Here is a 20,939-nt window from a genome sequence, read left to right as displayed (position 1 = left end):
ATGGCGAATAATCTGCCACTTTTTTTGTTAATTTATTGTAAAGATTTGTTAGGGTAAGAAAGCGTTGCTTTGGTTTTTTTGGGGGTGGTTTTGTTTGATAAAAATGCATTGAAAAAACTTCAATAAAATCAATACCTTTTCTGACTGATTTTTTGGTGGAAAATCAGGCCTTTTTTTGTTGGTGTATAGAATGGATTAGGTGCAGAGGTTTCGGACGTTTTGACTTTTTGCGAATAAAATAGCTATCGTGCCCACGTCCGAGTCAGGGAATTAAAGCGAATTCCCTGACAACCCACGCTTTGGCTTCAGAATGTGGCCTTCGGCTGCCCCGACGCCGTAACAAGACAGACAGCATAACCTTAGGTCTTTTTTGTGAGTTGTTTTTGTGTTAAAAAGCAACGCAAAAACCCCAAAAAAAATCAGTCAGGAAAGGTATTGATTTTATTGAAGTTTTTTAGAGTTAAAAACACCTGTTTTAAATAATATAAGGGGATTTCAATCCCCCTTAATAATAAAAAGCAGATGATAATAATCAGTTAGCTTTATAATCTGCCACTAATCTTTTTAAAATAAAATTCAAAATCACCCCATAAAGTGGTAAGAAGAATAATCCACAAATTAGAATTTTAAAACTATAGTCCATTAACGAAATTTCGGCCCAGTGGTTTGCCATAAATTCGTCACTACTTTGATAAAATGCAATAGCAAAAAAGACAACGGTATCAATAGCATTTCCAAAAATTGCCGATGCTGTTGGGGCAACCCACCATGATTTGTTTTTTCTTAAATAGTTAAAGACAGTAATATCCATCAATTGTCCAACTAAATAAGCAGCAAAGCTAGCTAATGCAATACGAAAGACAAAGCTATTAAATTCCGCTAATGCCGATAACCCAACCCAATGGGTTTCAAAAAATAATACCGAAATAGAGTATGAAAATAGCAAGGCTGGAATCATTACTACAAAGATAATCTTTCTTGCTAAACTTGCACCATAAATTCGAATGGTTAAATCGGTAGTTAAAAAGATAAACGGAAATGTAAAAGCTCCCCATGTGGTGTGAAAACCAAAAATATCAAACGGGATTTGGACTAAATAATTGCTTGAAGCAATAACTAAAATATGAAAAAAGGCCAACCAGTAAAGGGCTTTTTGTTGTTGTTTACGAGTAAAGTTTGTTTCTATCGATTCTGAATGAGTGTTCAAATACATCTTTTTTCCTTTTTAATGGGGTGAGAGAACCCAGTTGTTCATTAATTTATCTAGTCTTAGTCATATATTCCTGTAAGCCCTTATCACGCAGTAAGCAACTAGGGCATTTACCACATCCCCCTTCTACACCGTAATAACAGGTGTGAGTATGTTTTTGAACATAATCAAGATAACCTAGTTTATCGGCCATTTCCCACGTTTGGGCTTTGGTTAAATACATCAGTGGCGTAATAAGATTAAAGGTATAATCCATAGCTAAATTCATCGATACATTCATTGATTTAATAAAGATATCGCGACAATCTGGGTACCCACTAAAATCGGTTTCGCAAACGCCAATAATAATGTCACAAATGCCTTGTTGCTTAGCATAACAGCCAGCTAAAAGTAAAAAGAGCATATTGCGCCCGTCAACAAAGGTGTTGGGGTAGTCGCCATTTTGAGCAGCTTTGATCTCTTGAGTGTTATCAATAAGTGCATTGTTAGTGGTTTGTTTAATTACTGATGTATCAATGACGGTTTGCTTTATACCTAAATCTTTGGCAATCCATTCGGCTTTTTCAAGCTCAATGGCGTGGCGTTGACCATAGTGAAAGCTGATTGCTTGGACGTTTTCACGCCCATAATCAGCAATGGCTTGTAGCAAGCAAGTGGTTGAGTCTTGCCCGCCCGAAAATATAACGAGTGCTTTGCGAGTTTGCATTAACGGTTCCTGTTTAGATAAATTATAGATTAGCGATTATCGACTTTTTCAGGATAAAGATCGTGATTAGCTAAACGGTTTAGTGCAATTTGTTCCCAATTAGTGCCAGCTTTACCATAGTTAGCATATGGATCGATTGAGATCCCACCGCGTGGTGTGAATTTGCCCCAAACTTCAATATATTTAGGATCCATTAGTTTAATCAAATCTTTCATAATGATATTAATGCAATCTTCGTGGTAATCACCATGATTGCGGAAGCTAAATAAGTAGAGTTTTAGCGATTTGCTTTCGACCATTTTGATATTAGGTACATACGAAATATAAATCGTTGCAAAATCAGGTTGTCCTGTTATTGGGCAAAGACTGGTAAATTCAGGACAGTTGAATTTAACAAAATAGTCGTTATTTGGGTGTTTATTGTCGAATGTTTCTAGTATTTCAGGACAATAGGTCGTTGGATAGCGAACGGACTGATCGCCTAATAGTGTAATTTTACTCATGCTGTTTCCTTAGTTTTTTAGCGTGGGAGGTTTACGAACCACGTAACAAGCCGCACACCATACTCTTTTTAAATAAAAAAGTCTAGTAAGGCTAAGATATTATGCAGAAGCCTAAATATCCCCCAACACTAGTCGCTAGTGATGGGGTTTATGATAAAAACATTATTGCAAAATCAGTGCGACACGCTGTTAGTTGACTTATTTTTTTCGAGTTCTTTATAAAATTTAGCTAATTCAGCTTTGACTTCATTAAGTTCTTGCTTGGCATCGATTAATTTTGTTTGTTGTTTGGTCATTTTTTGTTTATTACCTTTTGTTTTTGCTTGATCCAATTCGTGGGTTATTTGGGTAACTTTATCTGTTTTTTCTTGGACTCTTTTTTTGTATTTTTCTTCTAAATCATTATTTGAACAATGATTATTAATATCTTCTAATGCCTTTTGAAGACCTTCAACTTTGTGAGTGTTGGAGTGATTTTTGGCTTGTTCAATTTCGACTTCAATAGCCTGTTTTTTGCCTTCACAGGTTAGCCCTTCTACATGGTCATAGGCATTAGCACCAATTGAAAATAAAATAGCCAAAGTGGTTATGCTTAATTTAGTCGCTAATCGAATTACTGATTTCATATAGACTCCTATTAATTTATTTTCTTAACTGAATCAAATCAACTTTATGATCTTTACCTTTAGTTAAAATTAAGCTTGCCCTTTCTTTAGTTGGTAGGATGTTTTCAATTAGATTTAATTCATTAATTTCACGCCAAAGGCGATTAGCAATATCGATCGCTTCTTGTTCTGGTAGCTGTGAATAATGGTTGAAATAAGAGTTAGGGTCACTAAAAGCGCCTGCTCTAAATTTTAAAAACCGGTTCACATACCAATCATGTAACAATGGTAATTCAGCATCAACATAAATTGAAAAATCAACATAGTCAGACACAAAAACACGGTTATTAGCTTGGGTATAATTTATGGTGCCTTGTAAAACATTTAATCCTTCAAGAATCAAAATATCAGGGCTATCAATAACAATTTCTTCCCCTTCAACAATGTCATAAACTAGATGAGAATAAACTGGCGCTTTAACTTTATCTTGTCCTGATTTGACATCAGCAACAAAATTAATGAGTTTTTTAATATCATAAGATTGTGGAAACCCTTTTTTATTCATAATACCACGTTCTTCAAGGTATTTATTGGGGTATAAAAAGCCATCAGTTGTCACCAATGCGACTTTGCGGTGTTCTGGCCAGCGAGTTAATAATGCTTGCAATACACGAGCAGTCGTACTTTTACCCACCGCAACACTACCAGCTATACCGATGATGTAAGGAATTTTTTGGCTTTTACCTAAAAATTTAGATAATACCGCCTGCCGACTAAAACTGTTACTGATATAATAATTTAATAATCTTGATAGAGGTAAATAAATTTCACTGACCTCATCGATTGATAAGTCTTCATTAATACCTTGTAAAGAGGTGATCTCTTCCGATGTTAGCGTCATAGGTACCGCATTACGCAAACCTGCCCATTCTTGGCGATTAAACTGCATATAAGGGCTTAAATGATTTTTCATTTTATTGTGTTCTCTAATTAAATCTAACTAATTTATTGCGCTCAGATTATACATGAATCTCTTTTTTTACAATCATAAATTATGCATAGTGTGTCTATCATAGCTATATTTTAGACTTACTGATAAAATATGCTTATTGATAAGTAACCCTAATATTAGACCGAGATTGTATGTTAAAAAATAAATCAAAACAAAAAGCGAAAAAGAGCCGTCAAGAGATCAATGAAGAGTCTCGTGAACTGAAACGTAAACGTAAGCATAAGGGATTGCCAAGCGGATCACGTTTTAATAATGGCGAATCCAACAAGAATAAAAACACGTCAAAAGTGGTAAAGGATCCGCGTATTGGTAGTAAAAAACCGATTTCTTTAATTGCTGAAGATTCTAGTAATAGAGTAAAACCTGTTAAGCAATCTAAACCAAGTAAAACGGTTTTATCACCACAACAAGAATTAGAACAATTAGAAAACGATCCAAAATTAGATATGTTACTTGATTTAGTCGAGCAAAATAGCAAACTAACTAAAGAGCAACAAGCTTATCTTGACAGCAAATTAAATCGAATTGATGAGTTAATGCAAGAACTTGGTTATACCGATGACGATTTTGATGAGCTTGAAGATGAAGACGAAAAGAAAGAAGATATTGTCAGTTTGTTAAAACGTAACTAATGATAAAATATAAAACCATCTGTAATAGTGTTTTTCAATATGGGCAAGATGCTAACTTTAACAACGGTTAAATATTTGCCCACAATTCAAACCTGTAAATTAATAACCTAAAAGCGAGCCAACCATAATGCTAATGTTAATTATGTTAAGTTTATATTTTGGGTTATTAATTTGTACATTGTTATATTTAAATAAAACAAATCGCATTAAAATTAAAACGAAGATTAGAACTCAGCAAAAACCACTATTAAAACGACATAAAAATAACAACAACTATAGACTTAAACGGAAGTAATTAGATGAGCAATACGCAATTATGGGATCAAGCATTAATTGAAAAATATAACTATTCTGGTCCAAGATATACTTCTTACCCGACAGCACTTGAATTTAATGAAAATTTCAATGAGCAGGATTTTTTATCAGCAGCAACAGCTTATCCTACAAAGCCATTATCGCTTTATGTGCATATTCCGTTTTGCCATAAACTTTGTTATTTTTGTGGTTGTAATAAGCTCATCACTCGTCAAACGCAAAAAGTTACCAAATACCTTGATATTTTAGATATTGAAATTGCCGAACGTGCAAAATTATTTAATAATCGCACAGTCACACAGATGCATTGGGGTGGGGGTACGCCAACATTTTTAACAAATGATGAAATATCTCGTTTAATAGCATCATTAAGAAAGCACTTTCATTTTGCTCATGACGCTGAGCTATCAATCGAAATCGACCCTCGTGAAATTACCCCCGAAACGATTGATCATTTAGCCCATGTTGGCTTTAATCGATTAAGTATGGGAATTCAAGATTTTAATGATGAAATACAAAACCTAATTAATCGAAAGCAGGATGAAAACTTAATCCGTGCACTAATTGAGCAAGCGCGTAAAAATCATTTTCATTCAATTAGTTTAGATCTTATTTATGGTTTACCCAAACAAACCGTTGCCAGTTTTACTGAAACATTAAATAAAGTCATTGCTATTTCGCCCGATCGGTTAAGTGTCTTTAATTACGCCCACTTGCCTAGCCGTTTTGCAGCACAACGTAAAATTAAAGATGATGATTTGCCTAATGCCAATCAAAAATTGCAAATTTTACAAACCAGTATTGAAAAACTCACTAATGCTGGTTACCAATTTATCGGTATGGATCATTTTGCTAAACCTACTGACGAATTGGCTGTTGCCCAACAAGAAAATAAATTACATCGTAATTTTCAGGGGTATACCACGCAAGGAGATGCCGATTTACTTGGGCTTGGGGTTTCTTCCATTAGTATGCTTGGTGATAGTTATGCACAGAATCAAAAGGATCTAAAACAGTATCAAAACCAAGTAGAAAATTTGGGTAATGCACTATGGAAAGGGTTTAATTTAAGTTTAGACGATAAGATCCGTCGTGATGTAATTAAACAACTTATCTGCCATTTTCATTTAGATAAAAATGTTATTGAACAGCAATACCAAATCCAATTTGATGATTATTTTGCTGAAGATTTAAAATTACTAGCGCCATTGCAAAAAGATGGCTTAGTCGCAATGAATAAGCAAGTGATTGCAGTCCAACCTAAAGGACATTTGCTAATACGCAATATTTGCATGTGCTTTGATATTTATATGCGGAAAATGGCACGGCAACAGCAGTTTTCTAGGGTTATTTGATTTGATTATCATTAAACATTACAATAATTAATTACTATTAAAGATTAACTTTTAAGTTAGCAACTTAGTATTTAATCATTAAGTTTTAATGATAATAAATAAGAAATATAAAATGGAATTGAGAAATAAATTAGTAGAAGTATTTCCTACTCGCCCTTTAAAGGTTATGAAACTAAAGCAAGAAGGAAAATTGCAGCAATTAAAATTAATGTTTGCGGCAATGTTGTTCTTTGTATTAGCTATGTTTACAGCCCTGACATATTATCCTGGATTAATTGATACTTATAGAATATCACGTAACCCCGTTGTGGTTAACTACCATGTAGAAGGGAAATGTCGTGTAAAGAGTATGATTGATAATTGTTCAGTAAAAATTACCACTAAAACAGGAAAAGTTATTAAGCGTGATTACATTCTCATTGGCGGAAAAAAAGCAAATTACCGAGTTGTAACTGTGGCTTCTGCTAATAACCCATCACTAGTAACCATCAATTTAGCCATTGAGAATATGCGGACTCAATTTGTGATTACGACTATTATTATTCTTTTTTTTACATCACTTATATGGATGGGGTTAGTAAGTATTTTAAGAATATATAAAATGTTAAAAGTTATCGATGAAATTAATGGGCAAAAATTAACACCTGTCGTTGTTCCAATTAAATTAAAATCTTACGGTAAAATAGTAGCAGCTTTATATAATGTGAAAAATTTGCAAGGCGTCAATGTTAAATATGTAGCCAATTTTGATAAAAACTCAAATGATGGACCAATCATTATAGGTGATGTGATTAAAAATAAATGTAATGCTTTGGCCGTAATAGGAGAAAATAATCCCGTTCCTATTATTCTTAATCAAAACTTTACACGCTGTGATTTTACCGATTATGAAATACAGGCATTAAAAGAGGCGCTTTCTTAATCCAGATACTATATCAATAGTAGTGAAATCAGTTTAAGTTTAGGTTTAAGTTTAAATTTTATAAATAGGGCGATAACATCGCCCTATTTTTTAAACAAAATAAACAAACTACACTTATTAATGACTTGCTAAATAAACCTTAAATTTAGTCGTTTGTGCAATCACTTCAACACTTTTGAATGTTTCATCTAAAATGGTTTGATACGGTAAAAATGAATTTGCCACAATGCACAAATAGCCATTTAATTTTAGATGTTTTTTTGCTTCTTTGATTAACGTATTAACAGCCGTGTAATCGGTCTGTTTTCCATCATGAAAAGGTGGATTAGAAACAATTAAATGATATTTATCATTTAAGTTAGAAAAAACATCACTCGCCACAACGGTTGCTTTTACGTTGTTATTATTTAGTGTCGCTTGACTTGAAGCAATTGCTGCACTGCTAACATCTGATAAAGTTAATGTAATTTCGGGATATAATTTACCAATAACCGTTGATAGTATACCAGAACCACATCCCACATCTAATACATTACCTTTTATAATGTCTGAATGTTCGATTAATGCATTTAAAAGCAGTTCACTACCAGCATCCAAGCTTTTTTGACTAAACACGCCTGGTAAACTTTTAATTTCGATATCTTGATTTTCGATCGTTAAATGATAGCTTAACCACCATTCATTAAGATCAAATGCCAAACGATCTTCAGCTTGAAAATGGTATAAACCACAACGCCTTGCACTATCTATTTTTTGGATTGTGCCAAATTGATTTAATAACGCTTCAACGCTTTTTACGCCTGTTCTATTTTCACCAATAATAAAAATATCACTGCCTTTTGGCATATTGTTTAATAAATAAGAGAGTTGAAACTGTGCTTCACTTTTTGTTTTTGGCCAATAGTAAATCAGTGTATCCATGCTGGCATATAGTTCAGCTTCTGGCAACAATGAAAAATAGGTATACTTGCCACGAGCACTATTTTTTAAACGTAAATAAGTATGAAATTGTGTGCAATGAATTTTAACTTGATTTGCCGACATCATAGCCGGATAACTGTCTTGAATGTCACCAGCGATGATCACATTTTTATCGTAAAAAAATTCTTGATGACGCTCAAGTACTTGACTTGCTGGAGTAAAAACGGATGTGGACATATTTCCTCAATGAAAAACCTTTATAAATTGATGCGTTGATTATACAATTAACTATCTTTAATCTCTAATAAAAAACAGTAAGTCGATAATGACGCAACAAGATTGGTATCTAAAGCAGTGTAATATTACACAATATGTTTTGCGTAATACAAATGCCTTTAAAGGCGAAATTGCCACCCAGATTAGCAATAAAATCCGTTTGATTGTTGTTGCCAAAGCGCAGCCAACTCAAAAAATCTATTTGGATATATTAAATGCGATTCGTCTTACTCAAGATCAGGTGTTAGTATTAACACCATCTCAGCTTATTGTACCAGCAAGTGATATTAAAACCGTAGTTTGGTTTATTGATATAAAACCAGAAGAATCTTGGCAAAATCCATTAACCATTCAAACCGCTAGCTTAGATCAGCTTGCTAAAACACCACAACAAAAACGCCAACTTTGGCAACAATTATGTCAATATGAAAACTATTTCCACCCTAACTGAGCATGATTTAACAAAAGCTTTTGAATTAGAGCAAATTTGTCATGCTATTCCTTGGTCAAAACAGACATTCTTTTCAAACCAAGGTGATCGTTATTTAAATTTTAAAATAACGATTAATAAGCAAATTGTTGGATTTTGTATCTGCCAACAGGCTTTTGATGAAGCTAATCTATTTAATATTGCCATCCACCCTGATTTTAGAAAGCAGGGATTGGCAAAGGCTTTGCTCAATCATTTAATTGAAGCGTTACTCACTATAAAATCACCCTGCCCGATTTCAACGCTTTGGCTTGAAGTTAGGCAATCAAATAGCCCTGCAATTAAACTGTATCATACACTAGGTTTTAACCAAATAACGGTTCGAAAAAACTATTACCCAACAATCGATGGCCATCAAGAGGATGCTATCATCATGGCTTATACACTCGCTTTATAAACAGATAAAAGGAAATGGTCATGAAAAGCAATACCGCACTGTTATTTGTCAATGGTGAACCACCCAAGTTTTATCCAACAGATATAGATGACTATACTTATATTGCCGCAACCGATGGCGCTTACCATAACTATTTATCAACATTGTCAATCGAACCTGATTTTATTATTGGTGATTTGGACAGTTATAACCCTAATAGCACAATTCCCTCTAAAACCAAAATCATCCATACCCCCGATCAAAGTAAGACTGATTTTGAAAAAGCTATTTTATTTTTAGCTAGTAAAGAAATAACAAAATTTGATATTTATGGTGCGAGTGGTCATGCTAGCGATCATTTTTTGGGAAATATTTCCGTCGCAATTAAATATTACTGTCAGTATCAAATCACTTTTTATGATAATTATTGCCGTTTTTTTCTTGCCAAACATGAGCAAAAAATTGATAACGTAAAAGATCATACTATTTCATTAATACCATTTTCTAAAGTAACTCAATTAACCATCACTGGTTTTCAATATCCTTTAATTAATCAAACACTATCATTAGGAGGAATAGTTAGTTTACGAAATAAGGCAATTAATGATTCGGTTAAGATATCTTTTAAAAACGGTTATCTGATGGTTTTTATTGAAAATTTACATAATATTAATTGAGATTGACATTGACATTTACATTATCTTACAATACTACCCCGAAATAATAAGTGTAATAACGGTCAAAGGGACTCACCATGCTTTTAAAAAAACTTTCTGTGCTTGTTTGTGCTTCATTTATTTCTTGTATGTCTTTTGCACAAACTAATGATGAGCATAGTGAAACAGATGAGGTAATAGATACCTTTCTGCAATGTGATAATCAGTTTTACAAACAGCTTGATAAACATCAAGAATCAATGAGAAACTATGTCGATTTAGCCGTCACTGCTAATAATGTAACCCACATCCCCATTGAATCGAGTCAACAAGACGATAAAAATAAAGTCATGTTTAAAAAACCATTAGAGTATCGAGGGTTAAAAATTATTGGCTATCAAAATATCTATGTTAAAACCACATTATCTGGTCTTTATCTGTACTGGGGCTTTATTTTTGATAATCAAGAAGATGAAGTTAAAAGCACTTTAAATAATATTAGTTGGTTACCCTACAATACTAATGCTTATATAGCAAACGCTAAAATTTATGATTTCAACGCAAAACCGATGAAATGGCAAGATGACCCTTATGCTATTGACGGTGTTACACCAAAATTTGGAACAATTAGTAAAGCACTTTATTTAGAAAATTTTGCCAACAATCAAACTAGTGTTTTTTGTTCTCTTCAGGGGGATTTGAAAAAAGAAATTCTTCTTGAGGATCGTCCAGATCTAAAAACAATCATAGAAAAACAAGAAGCTGAGCAACAAGAACGCATTAAAGCATATAAAGAAAAAATGCAAAAAGAAAAAGAAAATCAACAATCTCAACCACAAACTAATACGACAGAAACGACTTCAAAAGATGGAGATAACATTTAAATGAAAAAGATCAGTTTATTTTTAATTCTCTTTTCTTTTGCAACATTCAGTCATGCAGTTGAAGAAAAAAACAGTACGGATACCCAAACAAATACAGCTGCTGAAAGTTTAAAAGATCCTAGAGTAGGTAAACAATTTATTCCTACCTCTAAATCGACAGAAGATAACATTATTGGTTATTCGTTTTTAGATAGACAATCAATTAAACTTCATCCTTTTAATAACCGAATTCGTGTATTTAGCGAAGTGACTAATTACAGTCCTGAACTCAGACAAAAAAATGATGATGGTACTGAAACACTCTATAATTCTATCAGAATTGATTATTATGCTAACTGTGACAAAATGGAGTTGGCAAAAGGCAAGTTAAGAACTATCAAAAATAACTTTGGTGACGGCGAATTAGTTAATACAATTGAAATACCAAATCGCTGGACAGCAATAACACAAGATAATGAACAACGTAAGTTGCTTGTTATTGCCTGTTCTTTACCTCTTGCTAATTAATAACAATTAAATCTACACTTATTTTACTCTAGCCACCTTGCTGTGGCAGAGTATATCCATTTATACTAATATCACACCATTATTTATTAGAATGATTATACCTTTATGAATATCACACAATTCCATACCCTGACCGATCAATTATTTAATAAAATCGAACTATTTTTAGATAATTATGCAGATGAACATGATATTGATTTGGACTATGAAACCAATGGTAATGTCATTACCGTTAGTTTTCCTAATGGCAGTAAAATCATTGTTAACACTCAAGAACCTCTATTCCAAATTTGGTTAGCTACACGCAAGCAAGGTTATCATTTTGATTATGTAAATGATAATTGGCTTTGCAACCGAACCGATCAGTCATTCGACCTGATTTTTTCTGAATCAGTAAAAGATCAAGCAGATCAATAAAACAAATAAAAACGGGAATTTAATTACCAATTCCCGTTTAATCACTTAATAGTACAATAGCTTAATAACGTCTACAATAAAGTTAAATTTGCTAATTTAATAACTAACCATTTAATTCCTTCATTAACAAAAGCAATTTGTGCTCGCCGGTGATCACCTTCACCATCAATACAAACAATGGTTCCTTCACCAAAACGGTTATGTAGCACTTTACGACCTAATCTATAACCATCATCATTTTGACGTACTTTTTTAGGATAAGTTTTTTTGTAGTCATTATATTCTTTTCGATCAGATGCTCTGATAAAGTCTTGATGACTGATTTCGTTTAATGCTTCAACGGGTAATTCATTTAAAAAACGTGAAGGTAAATTGCGTTCTTCACGTCCATATAAACGCCTTATCTGAGCTAATGATAGTGTTAGGCGTTTACGTGCTCGAGTGATGCCGACATAAGCAAGACGCCGTTCTTCTTCCATTTTTTCAGGATCTTGTGCTGATCGTTGGTCTGGGAATAACCCTTCTTCTAGTCCAACAATAAACACATTATCAAACTCAAGACCTTTCGCTGAATGTAATGTCATTAATTGAATTGAATCTTGTTCATTAATTACATCTCGGCTTTCTAGCGAAGTGTATGCTAAGAATGATTCTAGAATAGTCAAAGTTTTACCTGTTTCGCTATCTTGAATAACCGTATTTTCATTAGAATGATAAAATTGCTCAGCCGCTGATACTAATTCTTCAAGATTCTCTAGCCTTGATTGTCCTTTTATACCGGGTTCTTGTTCATACATTTGCAATATACCCGATAATTTAATAATCATATCAAGTTGCTTATAAATTGGTTGCGATTCCACTTTATCAAAGATAAATTCCATCAGATCCAAAAAGCGACTTAAACCAGTGCATTGCCTTTCGCTCAATGCATTGGTTTGGATCAACATTAAACAAGCATCCCACAATGAAATACCATGTTGTTTAGCAACGGTTCTAACTCTATCTAGCGTAATACTACCAATTCCACGCGTTGGAGTATTAACCGTCGCTTCAAATGCCATATCATTATTGTGATCATGCAATAACCGTAAATAAGCAAGCGCTAATTTAACTTCTTGACGTTCATAAAAGCGAATTGAGCCATAAATTTGGTAAGGTAATCCAGCTTGTAATAATGTATCTTCAAATATTCGTGATTGTGCATTACTGCGGTACAAAATAGCACAGCTTGAGTAATTATCACCTTCTTGATGACGCTTTTTAATTTGACCTGTAACAAACCTTGCTTCATCAATATCATTATAAGCAATATAAAGCAAAATCTGTTCGCCATCACCTCTATCTGTCCATAAATTTTTACCCAACCGTTTGCTATTTTTCGCTATCAACTTATTTGCAGCATTTAAAATATTATTGGTTGAACGGTAATTTTGTTCTAATCGAATAATTTCAGTTTCAGGGTAATCATTGATAAACAATTGAAGATTATCCGCATTCGCTCCACGCCAACTATAGATAGATTGGTCATCATCCCCCACAATCATTAAATTAGCGGTATTACCTGCCAATTTTTTTACTAATCGGTACTGGATTTTGTTAGTATCTTGAAATTCATCAATTAGAATATTACAAAAACGGCGGTGACAGTAATTTAAAACTTCTTCATTTTGACAAAGGAGTTCATAGGTTCTTAAAATTAACTCCGAAAAATCAAGATAACCAAGCTTATCACAAATAACTTGATAGTCGTGATAAATTCTTTGCCACATAACTTGTTTAGGATCTTCCGGAACAATATCATCGGCACGAAGTCCCTTTTCTTTCTGAGCAGAAATAAAAGCGGCACACTGCTTAGCTGACCACTGTTTTTCATCGATTTGCAATTCGCGAAAAATACGTTTTATAAGTCGAACTTGGTCTTCTGTATCAATCAGTTGAAAATTAGGCGGCAATTTAGCCTGCTCTGAAAACATACGCAATAAACGGTGTGTCAATCCATGAAAGGTGCCCACCCACATACCATTAAAATGCCCTTCACCAACTAATGCTTGAATACGTTCTTGCATTTCGGCAGCGGCTTTATTGGTAAAGGTAACCGCAAAAATTGAACCAGAAGAATATTGCTTTTCAATACAAAGCCAAGCAATACGATGAACTAAAACCCGAGTTTTACCACTTCCTGCACCGGCAAGAACAATAGTATATTGATTATCAGTGGTGGTAGCATTTTGTTGTTCGGTATTTAGATCTTCTAATAATGATTGATTAATTTCCATTATATTCAAACCTATTTTGATAACCAAAAACACCAACCAGCATTAATGTTGGAAATGTTAATATTTTTATCATATTTAGAGATATTTTGTTGGCTGTAATCAAACAGGAATTATAAAGATAAAGCTGTTAAGCGCAACACACTGTTACGCTTAATACATTTTAACTTATCTTTACATAGATTTACTGTCCATCTATACAGATAAAGGTAAGATTATAGCAGATTATCCAATTCTGGCAATTGCGTTATTTCAATATGAGGTAAACATCTTGTATCATCAAGTTGAAAAATATCACAATTATAGATATTAATAAAGCAAGCCAAGAAACCATTATTGATAGCACCATTAACATCAGTCAATAAATTATCACCTACATGTAAAATATGATGCGGTGGGATAGTCAACTTGTTAGAAGCCAATTCAAAAATCTCGGGAAAAGGTTTTGAACGCCCGTGTTCTCCACCTCGTAGCGAAAATTGAAAATAATCCCCTAAACCTATTTGATGAACATCTACATTACCATTAGTAATTACAGCTAAAGGGTATTTAGTGGCTAATTTTGTCAATAACTTATGTGTTGACTCTGGGACTTGTATTTTGTGTCGCCAAAAATTAAAACATGCTATTGATTCATCAATAACATCTGCAAATTTTTGCACAGGCATGTTAGTTTTACTTAATAGCGATTTGATAGTTTGAATTCGCCAAACAATGACATCATGATAAATTTCGGGATCAGAAGCAAGTACGGCATGCTTTTCAACAAAATATTCAGATATTGTAAGCGTGTGCAATTGTTCATAACTTTGAAGCGTTTTGACCATTTCTTCTTCCGCTTTTTCTACAATCATACTGTTATCGTATAACGTGTCATCGAGATCGAAAGTCAATGCTTTAATCGTATTCATCGTTCGATAAAAGTGCATCGTTATTTTCTCCTTTTAGCTCGTGGATGAGCTGAATCGTAAACTTCTGATAGATGTGAAAAATCCAAGTGCGTATAAACTTGCGTCGTTGATAAATCAGCATGACCAAGCAGCTCTTGTACTGCTCGCAAATCTCGGCTTGATTCAAGCATATGAGTTGCAAATGAATGGCGTAATTTATGGGGATGAACATGACTGCTTAACCCTTGTTTAATACCCCATTGTGCAAATCGTTTTTCGACATTACGCGGTGAAATTCGTTTACCCAATTTTGAAATAAACAGCGCATCATCTTGAGGAACAAACAAATTTCGCATTGACAGCCAATGCTTAATCCATTTAATTGACTCTCGACCTAATGGTAATTTTCGTTCTTTATTACCCTTACCCATTACGCGAATTTCGCCATCGGTAAGGTTTAATTCACGACAATTCAATCCCACTAATTCGGAAAGACGCAATCCTGAACCATACATCACTTCAAGCATCGTTCTGTCACGAACAGAAAGCGGATCATTATATTCAATATCAAGAAGCTGGTTGATTTCATCAATATCAATATTTTTAGGAAGATGTTGCCCCAATTTAGGATTCAAAACCCCACGCGCTGGGTTTGCATTAATAAGATCATTTTTAACCATCCAATCGCAAAAGCTCCGCAATGCCGATAATCTTAATGATAAACTTCTTGCCTGTAAACCGGTGCGTTTACTGCGACTAATCAATAATCTTACCGCTGATGAGTCTAAATCTTGCCATGTTGAAAGTTCTATTTCTTTCGCTAACGAAATGAGCGCATACAGTTGTCTTTGATAATTAATTTGAGTATTTAAGCTGAGCTGTCGTTCTGACTTTAAATAATTTAAAAACTGATCAACGGGTAATGTTAATGCAGTATTGTCAGTTTGATTAGGCTGTTCCATCGCGCTTCCTTATTTTTTCCGCATAATCCATCTGCTAATTAAAATAGGCAAAATTTCACTCATTTTTTCAAGTAATAATGTACCTTGCCCAGCTTGGTAATGTTGTGGATTAGTGCTAGTAAACATTAGCAATCCTAAATCACCAAATTGCCCCAATAAAGATAAAGCGACCGAACCAACATAACCGTGTTGAGGTAATAAAAAATCGAGTTCAGTTGAATTTAATGATCCTAAATATTGTTGGTTATACTGCAAATGCCTAACACGAATAAAATCAAACTGTGATGAATTTAACGCTAAGTGATGATAATTTGATGGCGCACTAAGCAACCATTTATCGTCAAAAAGATACAGATAAGCACCGCTAAGACCTAACGATTTTGCCCATGTGTTTAATAACGCTATCAATTGATTTAGATCCTGAGATTTAATCAACTCAATTTGTAGATCCATTAGTTGGTTAAACAGCAATTCGTTGGCGCTGGCATGTTCCATTAATAATGAGATTTCACACTCTAACTGATTAATTTTGTTACGCTGACGAGCCATATTCCATTCAGGTAACGAAATAATCCCCCGCACAGGATGAGGGACTCGCATGTATTCAACATGTCTAGCATTTCGTATAAAAAAATCTGGGTTATCAATAAGATATTGCGCCACAATTTCGTCATTTAATTTTACTGATGAAGGCTTTTGCCGAGCTCTTTTAGCGATTAAACTTCGTGTATTTTTACCAACCATAATTAACGTCTATTATATTATCGTATTATCACATTACGTTATGTTTCTACTGCTTTTTTGCTTTAATTAAAACGCTAAAAACACAAATAAAAACTTCAATAAAATCAATACCTTTCCTGAACGATTTTTGCGTTGTTATTTCTACCAATTTAACCAACAAATGCAGGTGCTTATCAATGAATATGGAATTTAAATTGCAATAAAACCATCATAAACATGTGTTGCAGGTCCTGTCATATAAAGTGGCTGATTGTTGCCTTTCCATTCAATCAATAATTTACCACCTGGTAAATTAACATTAACGCCTTCATTTAATAATCCTTGTTTGATGCCAACGGCAACTGCTGCACAGGCTCCTGTACCACAAGCTTGTGTTTCGCCAACGCCTCGTTCAAATACCCGTAAGTTAATATTATCGCGATCAATAATATGCATAAACCCGATATTAGCTCGTTCAGGAAAGCGTTCATGCTGCTCTAATAGTGGTCCTAGTGTTGCAACTTCTGCTGTTACAATATTATCAACTTGAATTACACAATGCGGATTCCCCATTGAGGCTACACCACATAAGACTGTCTGTTCTTGTGCACGGATGATATAGGTCTTTTCTTCTTTGATAGCTTTGAAGGGGATTTTACTGGGTTCAAAAATAGGTTCACCCATATTAACACGTACGGTTTCGTCATCATTTACTGTTAAAACAATATTACCTTTCATTGTGCTAACTTTTAATACCCGTTTTCGGGTCAATCCTTTTAAACGGACAAAGCGTGCAAAACAACGAGCACCATTACCGCATTGCTCAACTTCAGAACCATCAGAATTAAAAATACGATAATGAAAATCGCTATCTGGCACATAAGGTGGCTCAACAATAAGCAGTTGATCAAAGCCAATACCCGTATATCTGTCCGCCATACGTTTAATCATTTCAGTAGAAAGATGAACATTTTGCGTTACGGCATCAATAACCATAAAATCATTCCCGAGCCCATGCATTTTTGAAAAGTTCATCGTTAATTTACCTTCTATTGTCGAACATTTTTATTTCGTTACTTTTAGTTTTGACTGTTAACCAGCATCCACTTAAATCGGAAATACTATTATCATTAAGCATTCCCGATACAATTTACCAATATTATAAAACAGCCTCACCACGCCATAAATCATCAAAGGATTCTCGCTGACGAATTAATTTATGTTGTTGTTCGCCTACAAGCATCACTTCCGCTGGTCTTGGGTGACTATTGTAATTTGATGCCATACTAAAACCATAAGCGCCTGCGCTACAAATAACAAGTAAATCATCTTGCTTAACTGAAAGTTCTCGCTGATAAGCCAAAACATCGCTCGATTCACAAATCGGACCAACGACGTTATATACAAAAAGTTCATCGTCAGATTTTGGTTGTCTTTCAGGTAAAACATTCATCCAAGCATCGTAAAGTGCAGGTCGAATTAAGTCGTTCATACCAGCATCAACGATCGCAAAGTGGTTACCCTCTTGATGTTTGGTATACTCAACTTTAGTAATTAACACACCAGAATTAGCTACAATAGATCGCCCTGGTTCAAACAAAATTTCAATATCAGGGTAGTTGGCCAATTTGTTTTTCAATTCTGTCACAAGTTGCGATGGCGTTGGTGGTTGTTCGTTATCATAACAAACACCTAAACCGCCCCCAAGATCAATATGTTCAATTGCAATATTATCAGCTTGCAGTTGGTCCACTAAAGCAAGTATACGATCAGTAGCATCAATAAACGGCGATAACTGTGTTAACTGCGAACCAATATGACAATCAATACCAACAATATTTATATTTATTAATGCGCGCGCCTTTTGATAAACTGATAATGCTAACGGATAGCTAATCCCAAATTTGTTTTCGCGTAGACCAGTTGAGATATATGGGTGTGTTTTAGCATCGACATCAGGGTTGATTCTTAATGAAATCGGTGCAATTTTACCTAATCTTTTCGCGACTTCATCAATTCGATACAATTCAGCCTCAGATTCAACATTAAAGCATTTAATACCCACTTCAAGTGCCCGCTCAATTTCAATGATTGATTTAGCAACACCAGAAAAGACTATTTTTTTAGGATCCGCACCGGCTTTTAATACTCGTTCTAATTCGCCTTGTGAAACAATATCAAAACCTGCACCGAGTTTTGCAAGCAAACTTAAAACAGCCAAATTACTATTCGCTTTAACGGCATAACAAATTAAGTGATTTGTATTAACCAAAGCCTGTTCATAGGCTAAAAACTGCTCACGAATATGCTCGGCTGAATAGACATATAAAGGGGTACCATACTGCTTAGCAAGATCAGCAATCGCTATTTGATTAGCAAATAAGCGATCACGTTGATAATCTAAAAAATCCATCGTTTTATTCCATTATGCAATTTTAATAAATAAATCAGATTGAATTGAGGCAGTTGTTGTTAGCTTGTTTTGTTGAGTTGCCGCTTTTTCATCTGGATGATAAAGTGGACCTTTTAATCCACATCCCTCTAATGCCAATATGACAAAAAAGACAAAGAGTAATTTTATAATTAATTTCATAAAATATTCACAATTTTTTCTATTTTTTAGAATGCCATCTATATTACACGATAGGCACAATGCTGCAAAGCGCAAATAATAACATGTAGGAAAACGTCGAATTGTTTACACTTCATGATTAAAATAATTGGCTAAAAAACACATAAGGCGTTTAAGCTTCTGTTTTCTCTCTTTTGCATCACTAAATAATTGCTGATTATCACACTGTTTATCTAAACAAAACTGCTTTATTTTTGTCAAAAAGTTTCAGTAGCATCTAGTGTTTAAGTAAAATATCCTGTTTAGCTTGCCACCTTAATTTATCTTCAATGAACTTTTCAACTTTAACCAGACGTTTAATTCCATAACTGATGATTTTATAACGTTCGTTTTTACCGGTTAAAGGGACAAAAGCTTTCATCGTTTTTTTTAGCACGTTATAAAAGATCTAGTGATCTGCCCATTAAACGTTTAACCAAATTAGTAACAGTTATTTTTTTATGATATTAGCGCCCTCTTACTATTTTCCTTGTTTGTAATGGTCTGCTCAATTTTGGTGTGGATCACGATGATATAGTTGGGGATAGACGGTGCTTCACAGTTGCTTTATTGCTTGTATAATGCTCGTTTAACTCATTTGCAATTTCATTAATTTTTTGTTTTTACAAGCACCTACTATAAATACCCCATTTTTAGCACACTGCTCACGTAGAAAATTATGCTACCTGTTTTTGTGTTTTAAATTCAATGGACGTCATATTATTTAGTCCTTATGCAGTCTTTCAGTATTATAAATGGTTAACCATTCTTCGGTTATTCTCCTTGCTTGCTCTAGGTTATTAACAAGATATAACTCTAACACTTCGGTTCGATAAGTTCGGTTAAAGTCATCAATTACGTTGAATCTTCTAAAATGATGTTAGTTTTGACTACTATCACTCATAAAATCCATTGACCAATATTCACCTTGTTTTTGGTAGCGATAACTGTTTTGGCGCTCGTAATGGAATACGTTTTTTACGCTTTATTTTAATGTTAAGTTTTAACTGGCAATGTTCCGATAAATACGCTTATGATTCTATTTATAACCAAATTTTCGAATATATTGTTTATTCGTTTTCAAAAGCGCTTTCCCTTATTCTAATGCTATTAGTGATTTCTCGCCAAATGACCATAAGTTGCTTTTCACTGTATGCTTGTGTTTCATCATCTGGGATTTTGTAGTACATTTCTAAGCGTAATTGTGGTGTTTTATAGGTTGGGTCGGTCATATGGATCCCTAACGAAAATACATATCCCCAATCATCGGAATACGAGCCATCTTCATTAAGGAAAAATTGCCCTTTTGCTATCCACTCTTCTAGCAATAACCCATTACTCTCACGCATTCCTTTATAGAGAGTATGTCCTCGGCCTTGCGTAACATAACCTTCTGGCTTATCAAGTAATGCATCACCTTCTTTAAAATCGTTATAATCGATCCTAAAATAAAAATTATTGATTGTATTATGCCAATAGATAAACCCCATATCTTTCCATTCACGATCCTCCCCTTGCATAAAACCGTGTAAAAAACAAAAACCAGGTGTTGTTGGGATAGTTAAATCATCACGCGGCTTAATCCGGTCAAATAGTTTATGTAACTCAGCTAATTTTTGGGGCACGTTATTACCATACAAGTGGGGAGATCTTTGACGATCTGCATCGTACTTTTTAGATAAGCCATTACGCG

General features: G+C 34.0%; 25 protein-coding genes and 1 riboswitch. Of the genes, 9 read left to right on the top strand and 16 right to left on the bottom strand.

From position 1 onward, the window contains the following. Positions 1–532 precede the first annotated feature (532 nt). The 5 genes from GQ596_RS10405 to coaA form a co-directional block, all read right to left on the bottom strand. Positions 533–1,213, bottom strand: a complete 681-nt coding sequence (locus GQ596_RS10405; protein ID WP_160401663.1) for a 7-cyano-7-deazaguanine/7-aminomethyl-7-deazaguanine transporter — start codon at positions 1,211–1,213, stop codon at positions 533–535. A 46-nt stretch (positions 1,214–1,259) separates the two neighbouring features. Further along, on the bottom strand, positions 1,260–1,916 hold the full coding sequence (queC, locus tag GQ596_RS10400; protein ID WP_160401662.1) for a 7-cyano-7-deazaguanine synthase QueC: 657 nt from the start codon (positions 1,914–1,916) through the stop codon (positions 1,260–1,262). Between the two features lie 29 nt (positions 1,917–1,945). Continuing rightward, the gene (gene queF / locus GQ596_RS10395) at positions 1,946–2,419 is read right to left on the bottom strand and encodes a preQ(1) synthase (RefSeq protein WP_065635533.1); all 474 of its coding nucleotides are present in this window, start codon (positions 2,417–2,419) and stop codon (positions 1,946–1,948) included. A 3-nt stretch (positions 2,420–2,422) separates the two neighbouring features. After that, positions 2,423–2,467: riboswitch (PreQ1 riboswitch) on the bottom strand. 125 nt (positions 2,468–2,592) lie between these two features. Further along, positions 2,593–3,045: a DUF1090 domain-containing protein gene (locus tag GQ596_RS10390; RefSeq protein WP_160401661.1), complete on the bottom strand. Its 453-nt coding sequence runs from the start codon at positions 3,043–3,045 to the stop codon at positions 2,593–2,595. Between the two features lie 16 nt (positions 3,046–3,061). Next, positions 3,062–3,997, bottom strand: a complete 936-nt coding sequence (gene coaA / locus GQ596_RS10385) for a type I pantothenate kinase (protein WP_160401660.1) — start codon at positions 3,995–3,997, stop codon at positions 3,062–3,064. 170 nt (positions 3,998–4,167) lie between these two features. On the opposite strand from coaA, the gene yihI reads away from it, so the two are divergent. The 3 genes from yihI (at position 4,168) to GQ596_RS10370 (ending at position 7,260) form a co-directional block, all read left to right on the top strand. Further along, on the top strand, positions 4,168–4,668 hold the full coding sequence (gene yihI, locus GQ596_RS10380) for a Der GTPase-activating protein YihI (RefSeq protein WP_160401659.1): 501 nt from the start codon (positions 4,168–4,170) through the stop codon (positions 4,666–4,668). Positions 4,669–4,967: 299 nt separating this feature from the next. Beyond that, complete coding sequence (gene hemN, locus GQ596_RS10375; RefSeq protein WP_160401658.1) at positions 4,968–6,338, top strand: oxygen-independent coproporphyrinogen III oxidase; 1,371 nt, start codon at positions 4,968–4,970, stop codon at positions 6,336–6,338. 112 nt (positions 6,339–6,450) lie between these two features. Next, entirely contained in the window at positions 6,451–7,260 is an 810-nt protein-coding gene (locus GQ596_RS10370; RefSeq protein WP_160401657.1) for a hypothetical protein, read from the top strand. 117 nt (positions 7,261–7,377) lie between these two features. On the opposite strand, the gene rsmC is transcribed toward GQ596_RS10370, so the two are convergent. Continuing rightward, positions 7,378–8,418 (bottom strand): 16S rRNA (guanine(1207)-N(2))-methyltransferase RsmC, encoded by a 1,041-nt coding sequence (gene rsmC / locus GQ596_RS10365; protein ID WP_160401656.1) that lies wholly within the window; start codon positions 8,416–8,418, stop codon positions 7,378–7,380. An 88-nt stretch (positions 8,419–8,506) separates the two neighbouring features. Here rsmC and GQ596_RS10360 point away from each other — a divergent pair, with 88 nt between their 5' ends. From GQ596_RS10360 to cyaY, 6 genes are all read left to right on the top strand, one after another. Beyond that, the gene (locus GQ596_RS10360) at positions 8,507–8,908 is read left to right on the top strand and encodes a DNA polymerase III subunit psi (protein WP_160401655.1); all 402 of its coding nucleotides are present in this window, start codon (positions 8,507–8,509) and stop codon (positions 8,906–8,908) included. Then, positions 8,883–9,344, top strand: a complete 462-nt coding sequence (gene rimI / locus GQ596_RS10355) for a ribosomal protein S18-alanine N-acetyltransferase (RefSeq protein ID WP_160401654.1) — start codon at positions 8,883–8,885, stop codon at positions 9,342–9,344. The genes GQ596_RS10360 and rimI overlap by 26 nt, the downstream gene beginning before the upstream one ends. Before the next feature lie 20 nt (positions 9,345–9,364). Then, positions 9,365–10,000 (top strand): thiamine diphosphokinase, encoded by a 636-nt coding sequence (locus GQ596_RS10350; RefSeq protein ID WP_160401653.1) that lies wholly within the window; start codon positions 9,365–9,367, stop codon positions 9,998–10,000. 77 nt (positions 10,001–10,077) lie between these two features. Next, positions 10,078–10,863 carry a hypothetical protein gene (locus GQ596_RS10345; protein ID WP_160401652.1) on the top strand — a complete coding sequence of 262 codons (786 nt, stop codon included), beginning with the start codon at positions 10,078–10,080 and terminating at the stop codon, positions 10,861–10,863. Continuing rightward, positions 10,864–11,370: a surface-adhesin E family protein gene (locus tag GQ596_RS10340; RefSeq protein ID WP_160401651.1), complete on the top strand. Its 507-nt coding sequence runs from the start codon at positions 10,864–10,866 to the stop codon at positions 11,368–11,370. A 105-nt stretch (positions 11,371–11,475) separates the two neighbouring features. Further along, on the top strand, positions 11,476–11,787 hold the full coding sequence (gene cyaY, locus GQ596_RS10335) for an iron donor protein CyaY (protein ID WP_160401650.1): 312 nt from the start codon (positions 11,476–11,478) through the stop codon (positions 11,785–11,787). A gap of 71 nt (positions 11,788–11,858) precedes the next feature. On the opposite strand, the gene uvrD is transcribed toward cyaY, so the two are convergent. The 10 genes from uvrD to GQ596_RS10285 all read right to left on the bottom strand — a co-directional run. Beyond that, positions 11,859–14,063: a DNA helicase II gene (uvrD, locus tag GQ596_RS10330; RefSeq protein WP_160401649.1), complete on the bottom strand. Its 2,205-nt coding sequence runs from the start codon at positions 14,061–14,063 to the stop codon at positions 11,859–11,861. Between the two features lie 212 nt (positions 14,064–14,275). Continuing rightward, entirely contained in the window at positions 14,276–14,989 is a 714-nt protein-coding gene (gene yigB, locus GQ596_RS10325; RefSeq protein WP_160401648.1) for a 5-amino-6-(5-phospho-D-ribitylamino)uracil phosphatase YigB, read from the bottom strand. A gap of 2 nt (positions 14,990–14,991) precedes the next feature. Next, positions 14,992–15,912 (bottom strand): tyrosine recombinase XerC, encoded by a 921-nt coding sequence (gene xerC / locus GQ596_RS10320; protein WP_160401647.1) that lies wholly within the window; start codon positions 15,910–15,912, stop codon positions 14,992–14,994. Between the two features lie 9 nt (positions 15,913–15,921). Continuing rightward, complete coding sequence (locus GQ596_RS10315; protein ID WP_160401646.1) at positions 15,922–16,656, bottom strand: DUF484 family protein; 735 nt, start codon at positions 16,654–16,656, stop codon at positions 15,922–15,924. Positions 16,657–16,845: 189 nt separating this feature from the next. Beyond that, a complete protein-coding gene (dapF, locus tag GQ596_RS10310; protein WP_160401645.1) occupies positions 16,846–17,670 on the bottom strand; it encodes a diaminopimelate epimerase in 825 nt (274 codons plus the stop codon). 124 nt (positions 17,671–17,794) lie between these two features. Then, the gene (gene lysA, locus GQ596_RS10305) at positions 17,795–19,048 is read right to left on the bottom strand and encodes a diaminopimelate decarboxylase (protein ID WP_160401644.1); all 1,254 of its coding nucleotides are present in this window, start codon (positions 19,046–19,048) and stop codon (positions 17,795–17,797) included. A gap of 12 nt (positions 19,049–19,060) precedes the next feature. Beyond that, entirely contained in the window at positions 19,061–19,228 is a 168-nt protein-coding gene (locus GQ596_RS10300; RefSeq protein WP_160401643.1) for a lipoprotein, read from the bottom strand. Between the two features lie 256 nt (positions 19,229–19,484). Further along, positions 19,485–19,628, bottom strand: coding sequence for a hypothetical protein (locus tag GQ596_RS10295; protein ID WP_160401642.1), 144 nt, complete (start codon positions 19,626–19,628; stop codon positions 19,485–19,487). A gap of 342 nt (positions 19,629–19,970) precedes the next feature. Then, on the bottom strand, positions 19,971–20,102 hold the full coding sequence (locus GQ596_RS11295) for an integrase core domain-containing protein (RefSeq protein WP_370516498.1): 132 nt from the start codon (positions 20,100–20,102) through the stop codon (positions 19,971–19,973). A 214-nt stretch (positions 20,103–20,316) separates the two neighbouring features. Then, a partial coding sequence (locus GQ596_RS10285; RefSeq protein ID WP_202113796.1) for a T6SS immunity protein Tli4 family protein occupies positions 20,317–20,939 on the bottom strand: 623 nt, incomplete at its 5' end.

It is taken from the genome of Gilliamella sp. Pra-s60, assembly GCF_009795755.1.
Classification (GTDB): Bacteria; Pseudomonadota; Gammaproteobacteria; order Enterobacterales; family Orbaceae; genus Gilliamella.
This window is presented reverse-complemented; position numbering and strand designations above follow the sequence as displayed.

Coding starts and splice junctions, on each gene's coding strand:
- GQ596_RS10405 (WP_160401663.1), bottom strand. CDS start 1,213: ATGTATTTGAACACTCATTCAGAATCGATAGAAACAAACTTTACTCGT.
- queC (WP_160401662.1), bottom strand. CDS start 1,916: ATGCAAACTCGCAAAGCACTCGTTATATTTTCGGGCGGGCAAGACTCA.
- queF (WP_065635533.1), bottom strand. CDS start 2,419: ATGAGTAAAATTACACTATTAGGCGATCAGTCCGTTCGCTATCCAACG.
- GQ596_RS10390 (WP_160401661.1), bottom strand. CDS start 3,045: ATGAAATCAGTAATTCGATTAGCGACTAAATTAAGCATAACCACTTTG.
- coaA (WP_160401660.1), bottom strand. CDS start 3,997: ATGAAAAATCATTTAAGCCCTTATATGCAGTTTAATCGCCAAGAATGG.
- yihI (WP_160401659.1), top strand. CDS start 4,168: ATGTTAAAAAATAAATCAAAACAAAAAGCGAAAAAGAGCCGTCAAGAG.
- hemN (WP_160401658.1), top strand. CDS start 4,968: ATGAGCAATACGCAATTATGGGATCAAGCATTAATTGAAAAATATAAC.
- GQ596_RS10370 (WP_160401657.1), top strand. CDS start 6,451: ATGGAATTGAGAAATAAATTAGTAGAAGTATTTCCTACTCGCCCTTTA.
- rsmC (WP_160401656.1), bottom strand. CDS start 8,418: ATGTCCACATCCGTTTTTACTCCAGCAAGTCAAGTACTTGAGCGTCAT.
- GQ596_RS10360 (WP_160401655.1), top strand. CDS start 8,507: ATGACGCAACAAGATTGGTATCTAAAGCAGTGTAATATTACACAATAT.
- rimI (WP_160401654.1), top strand. CDS start 8,883: ATGAAAACTATTTCCACCCTAACTGAGCATGATTTAACAAAAGCTTTT.
- GQ596_RS10350 (WP_160401653.1), top strand. CDS start 9,365: ATGAAAAGCAATACCGCACTGTTATTTGTCAATGGTGAACCACCCAAG.
- GQ596_RS10345 (WP_160401652.1), top strand. CDS start 10,078: ATGCTTTTAAAAAAACTTTCTGTGCTTGTTTGTGCTTCATTTATTTCT.
- GQ596_RS10340 (WP_160401651.1), top strand. CDS start 10,864: ATGAAAAAGATCAGTTTATTTTTAATTCTCTTTTCTTTTGCAACATTC.
- cyaY (WP_160401650.1), top strand. CDS start 11,476: ATGAATATCACACAATTCCATACCCTGACCGATCAATTATTTAATAAA.
- uvrD (WP_160401649.1), bottom strand. CDS start 14,063: ATGGAAATTAATCAATCATTATTAGAAGATCTAAATACCGAACAACAA.
- yigB (WP_160401648.1), bottom strand. CDS start 14,989: ATGCACTTTTATCGAACGATGAATACGATTAAAGCATTGACTTTCGAT.
- xerC (WP_160401647.1), bottom strand. CDS start 15,912: ATGGAACAGCCTAATCAAACTGACAATACTGCATTAACATTACCCGTT.
- GQ596_RS10315 (WP_160401646.1), bottom strand. CDS start 16,656: ATGGTTGGTAAAAATACACGAAGTTTAATCGCTAAAAGAGCTCGGCAA.
- dapF (WP_160401645.1), bottom strand. CDS start 17,670: ATGAACTTTTCAAAAATGCATGGGCTCGGGAATGATTTTATGGTTATT.
- lysA (WP_160401644.1), bottom strand. CDS start 19,048: ATGGATTTTTTAGATTATCAACGTGATCGCTTATTTGCTAATCAAATA.
- GQ596_RS10300 (WP_160401643.1), bottom strand. CDS start 19,228: ATGAAATTAATTATAAAATTACTCTTTGTCTTTTTTGTCATATTGGCA.
- GQ596_RS10295 (WP_160401642.1), bottom strand. CDS start 19,628: ATGAAAGCTTTTGTCCCTTTAACCGGTAAAAACGAACGTTATAAAATC.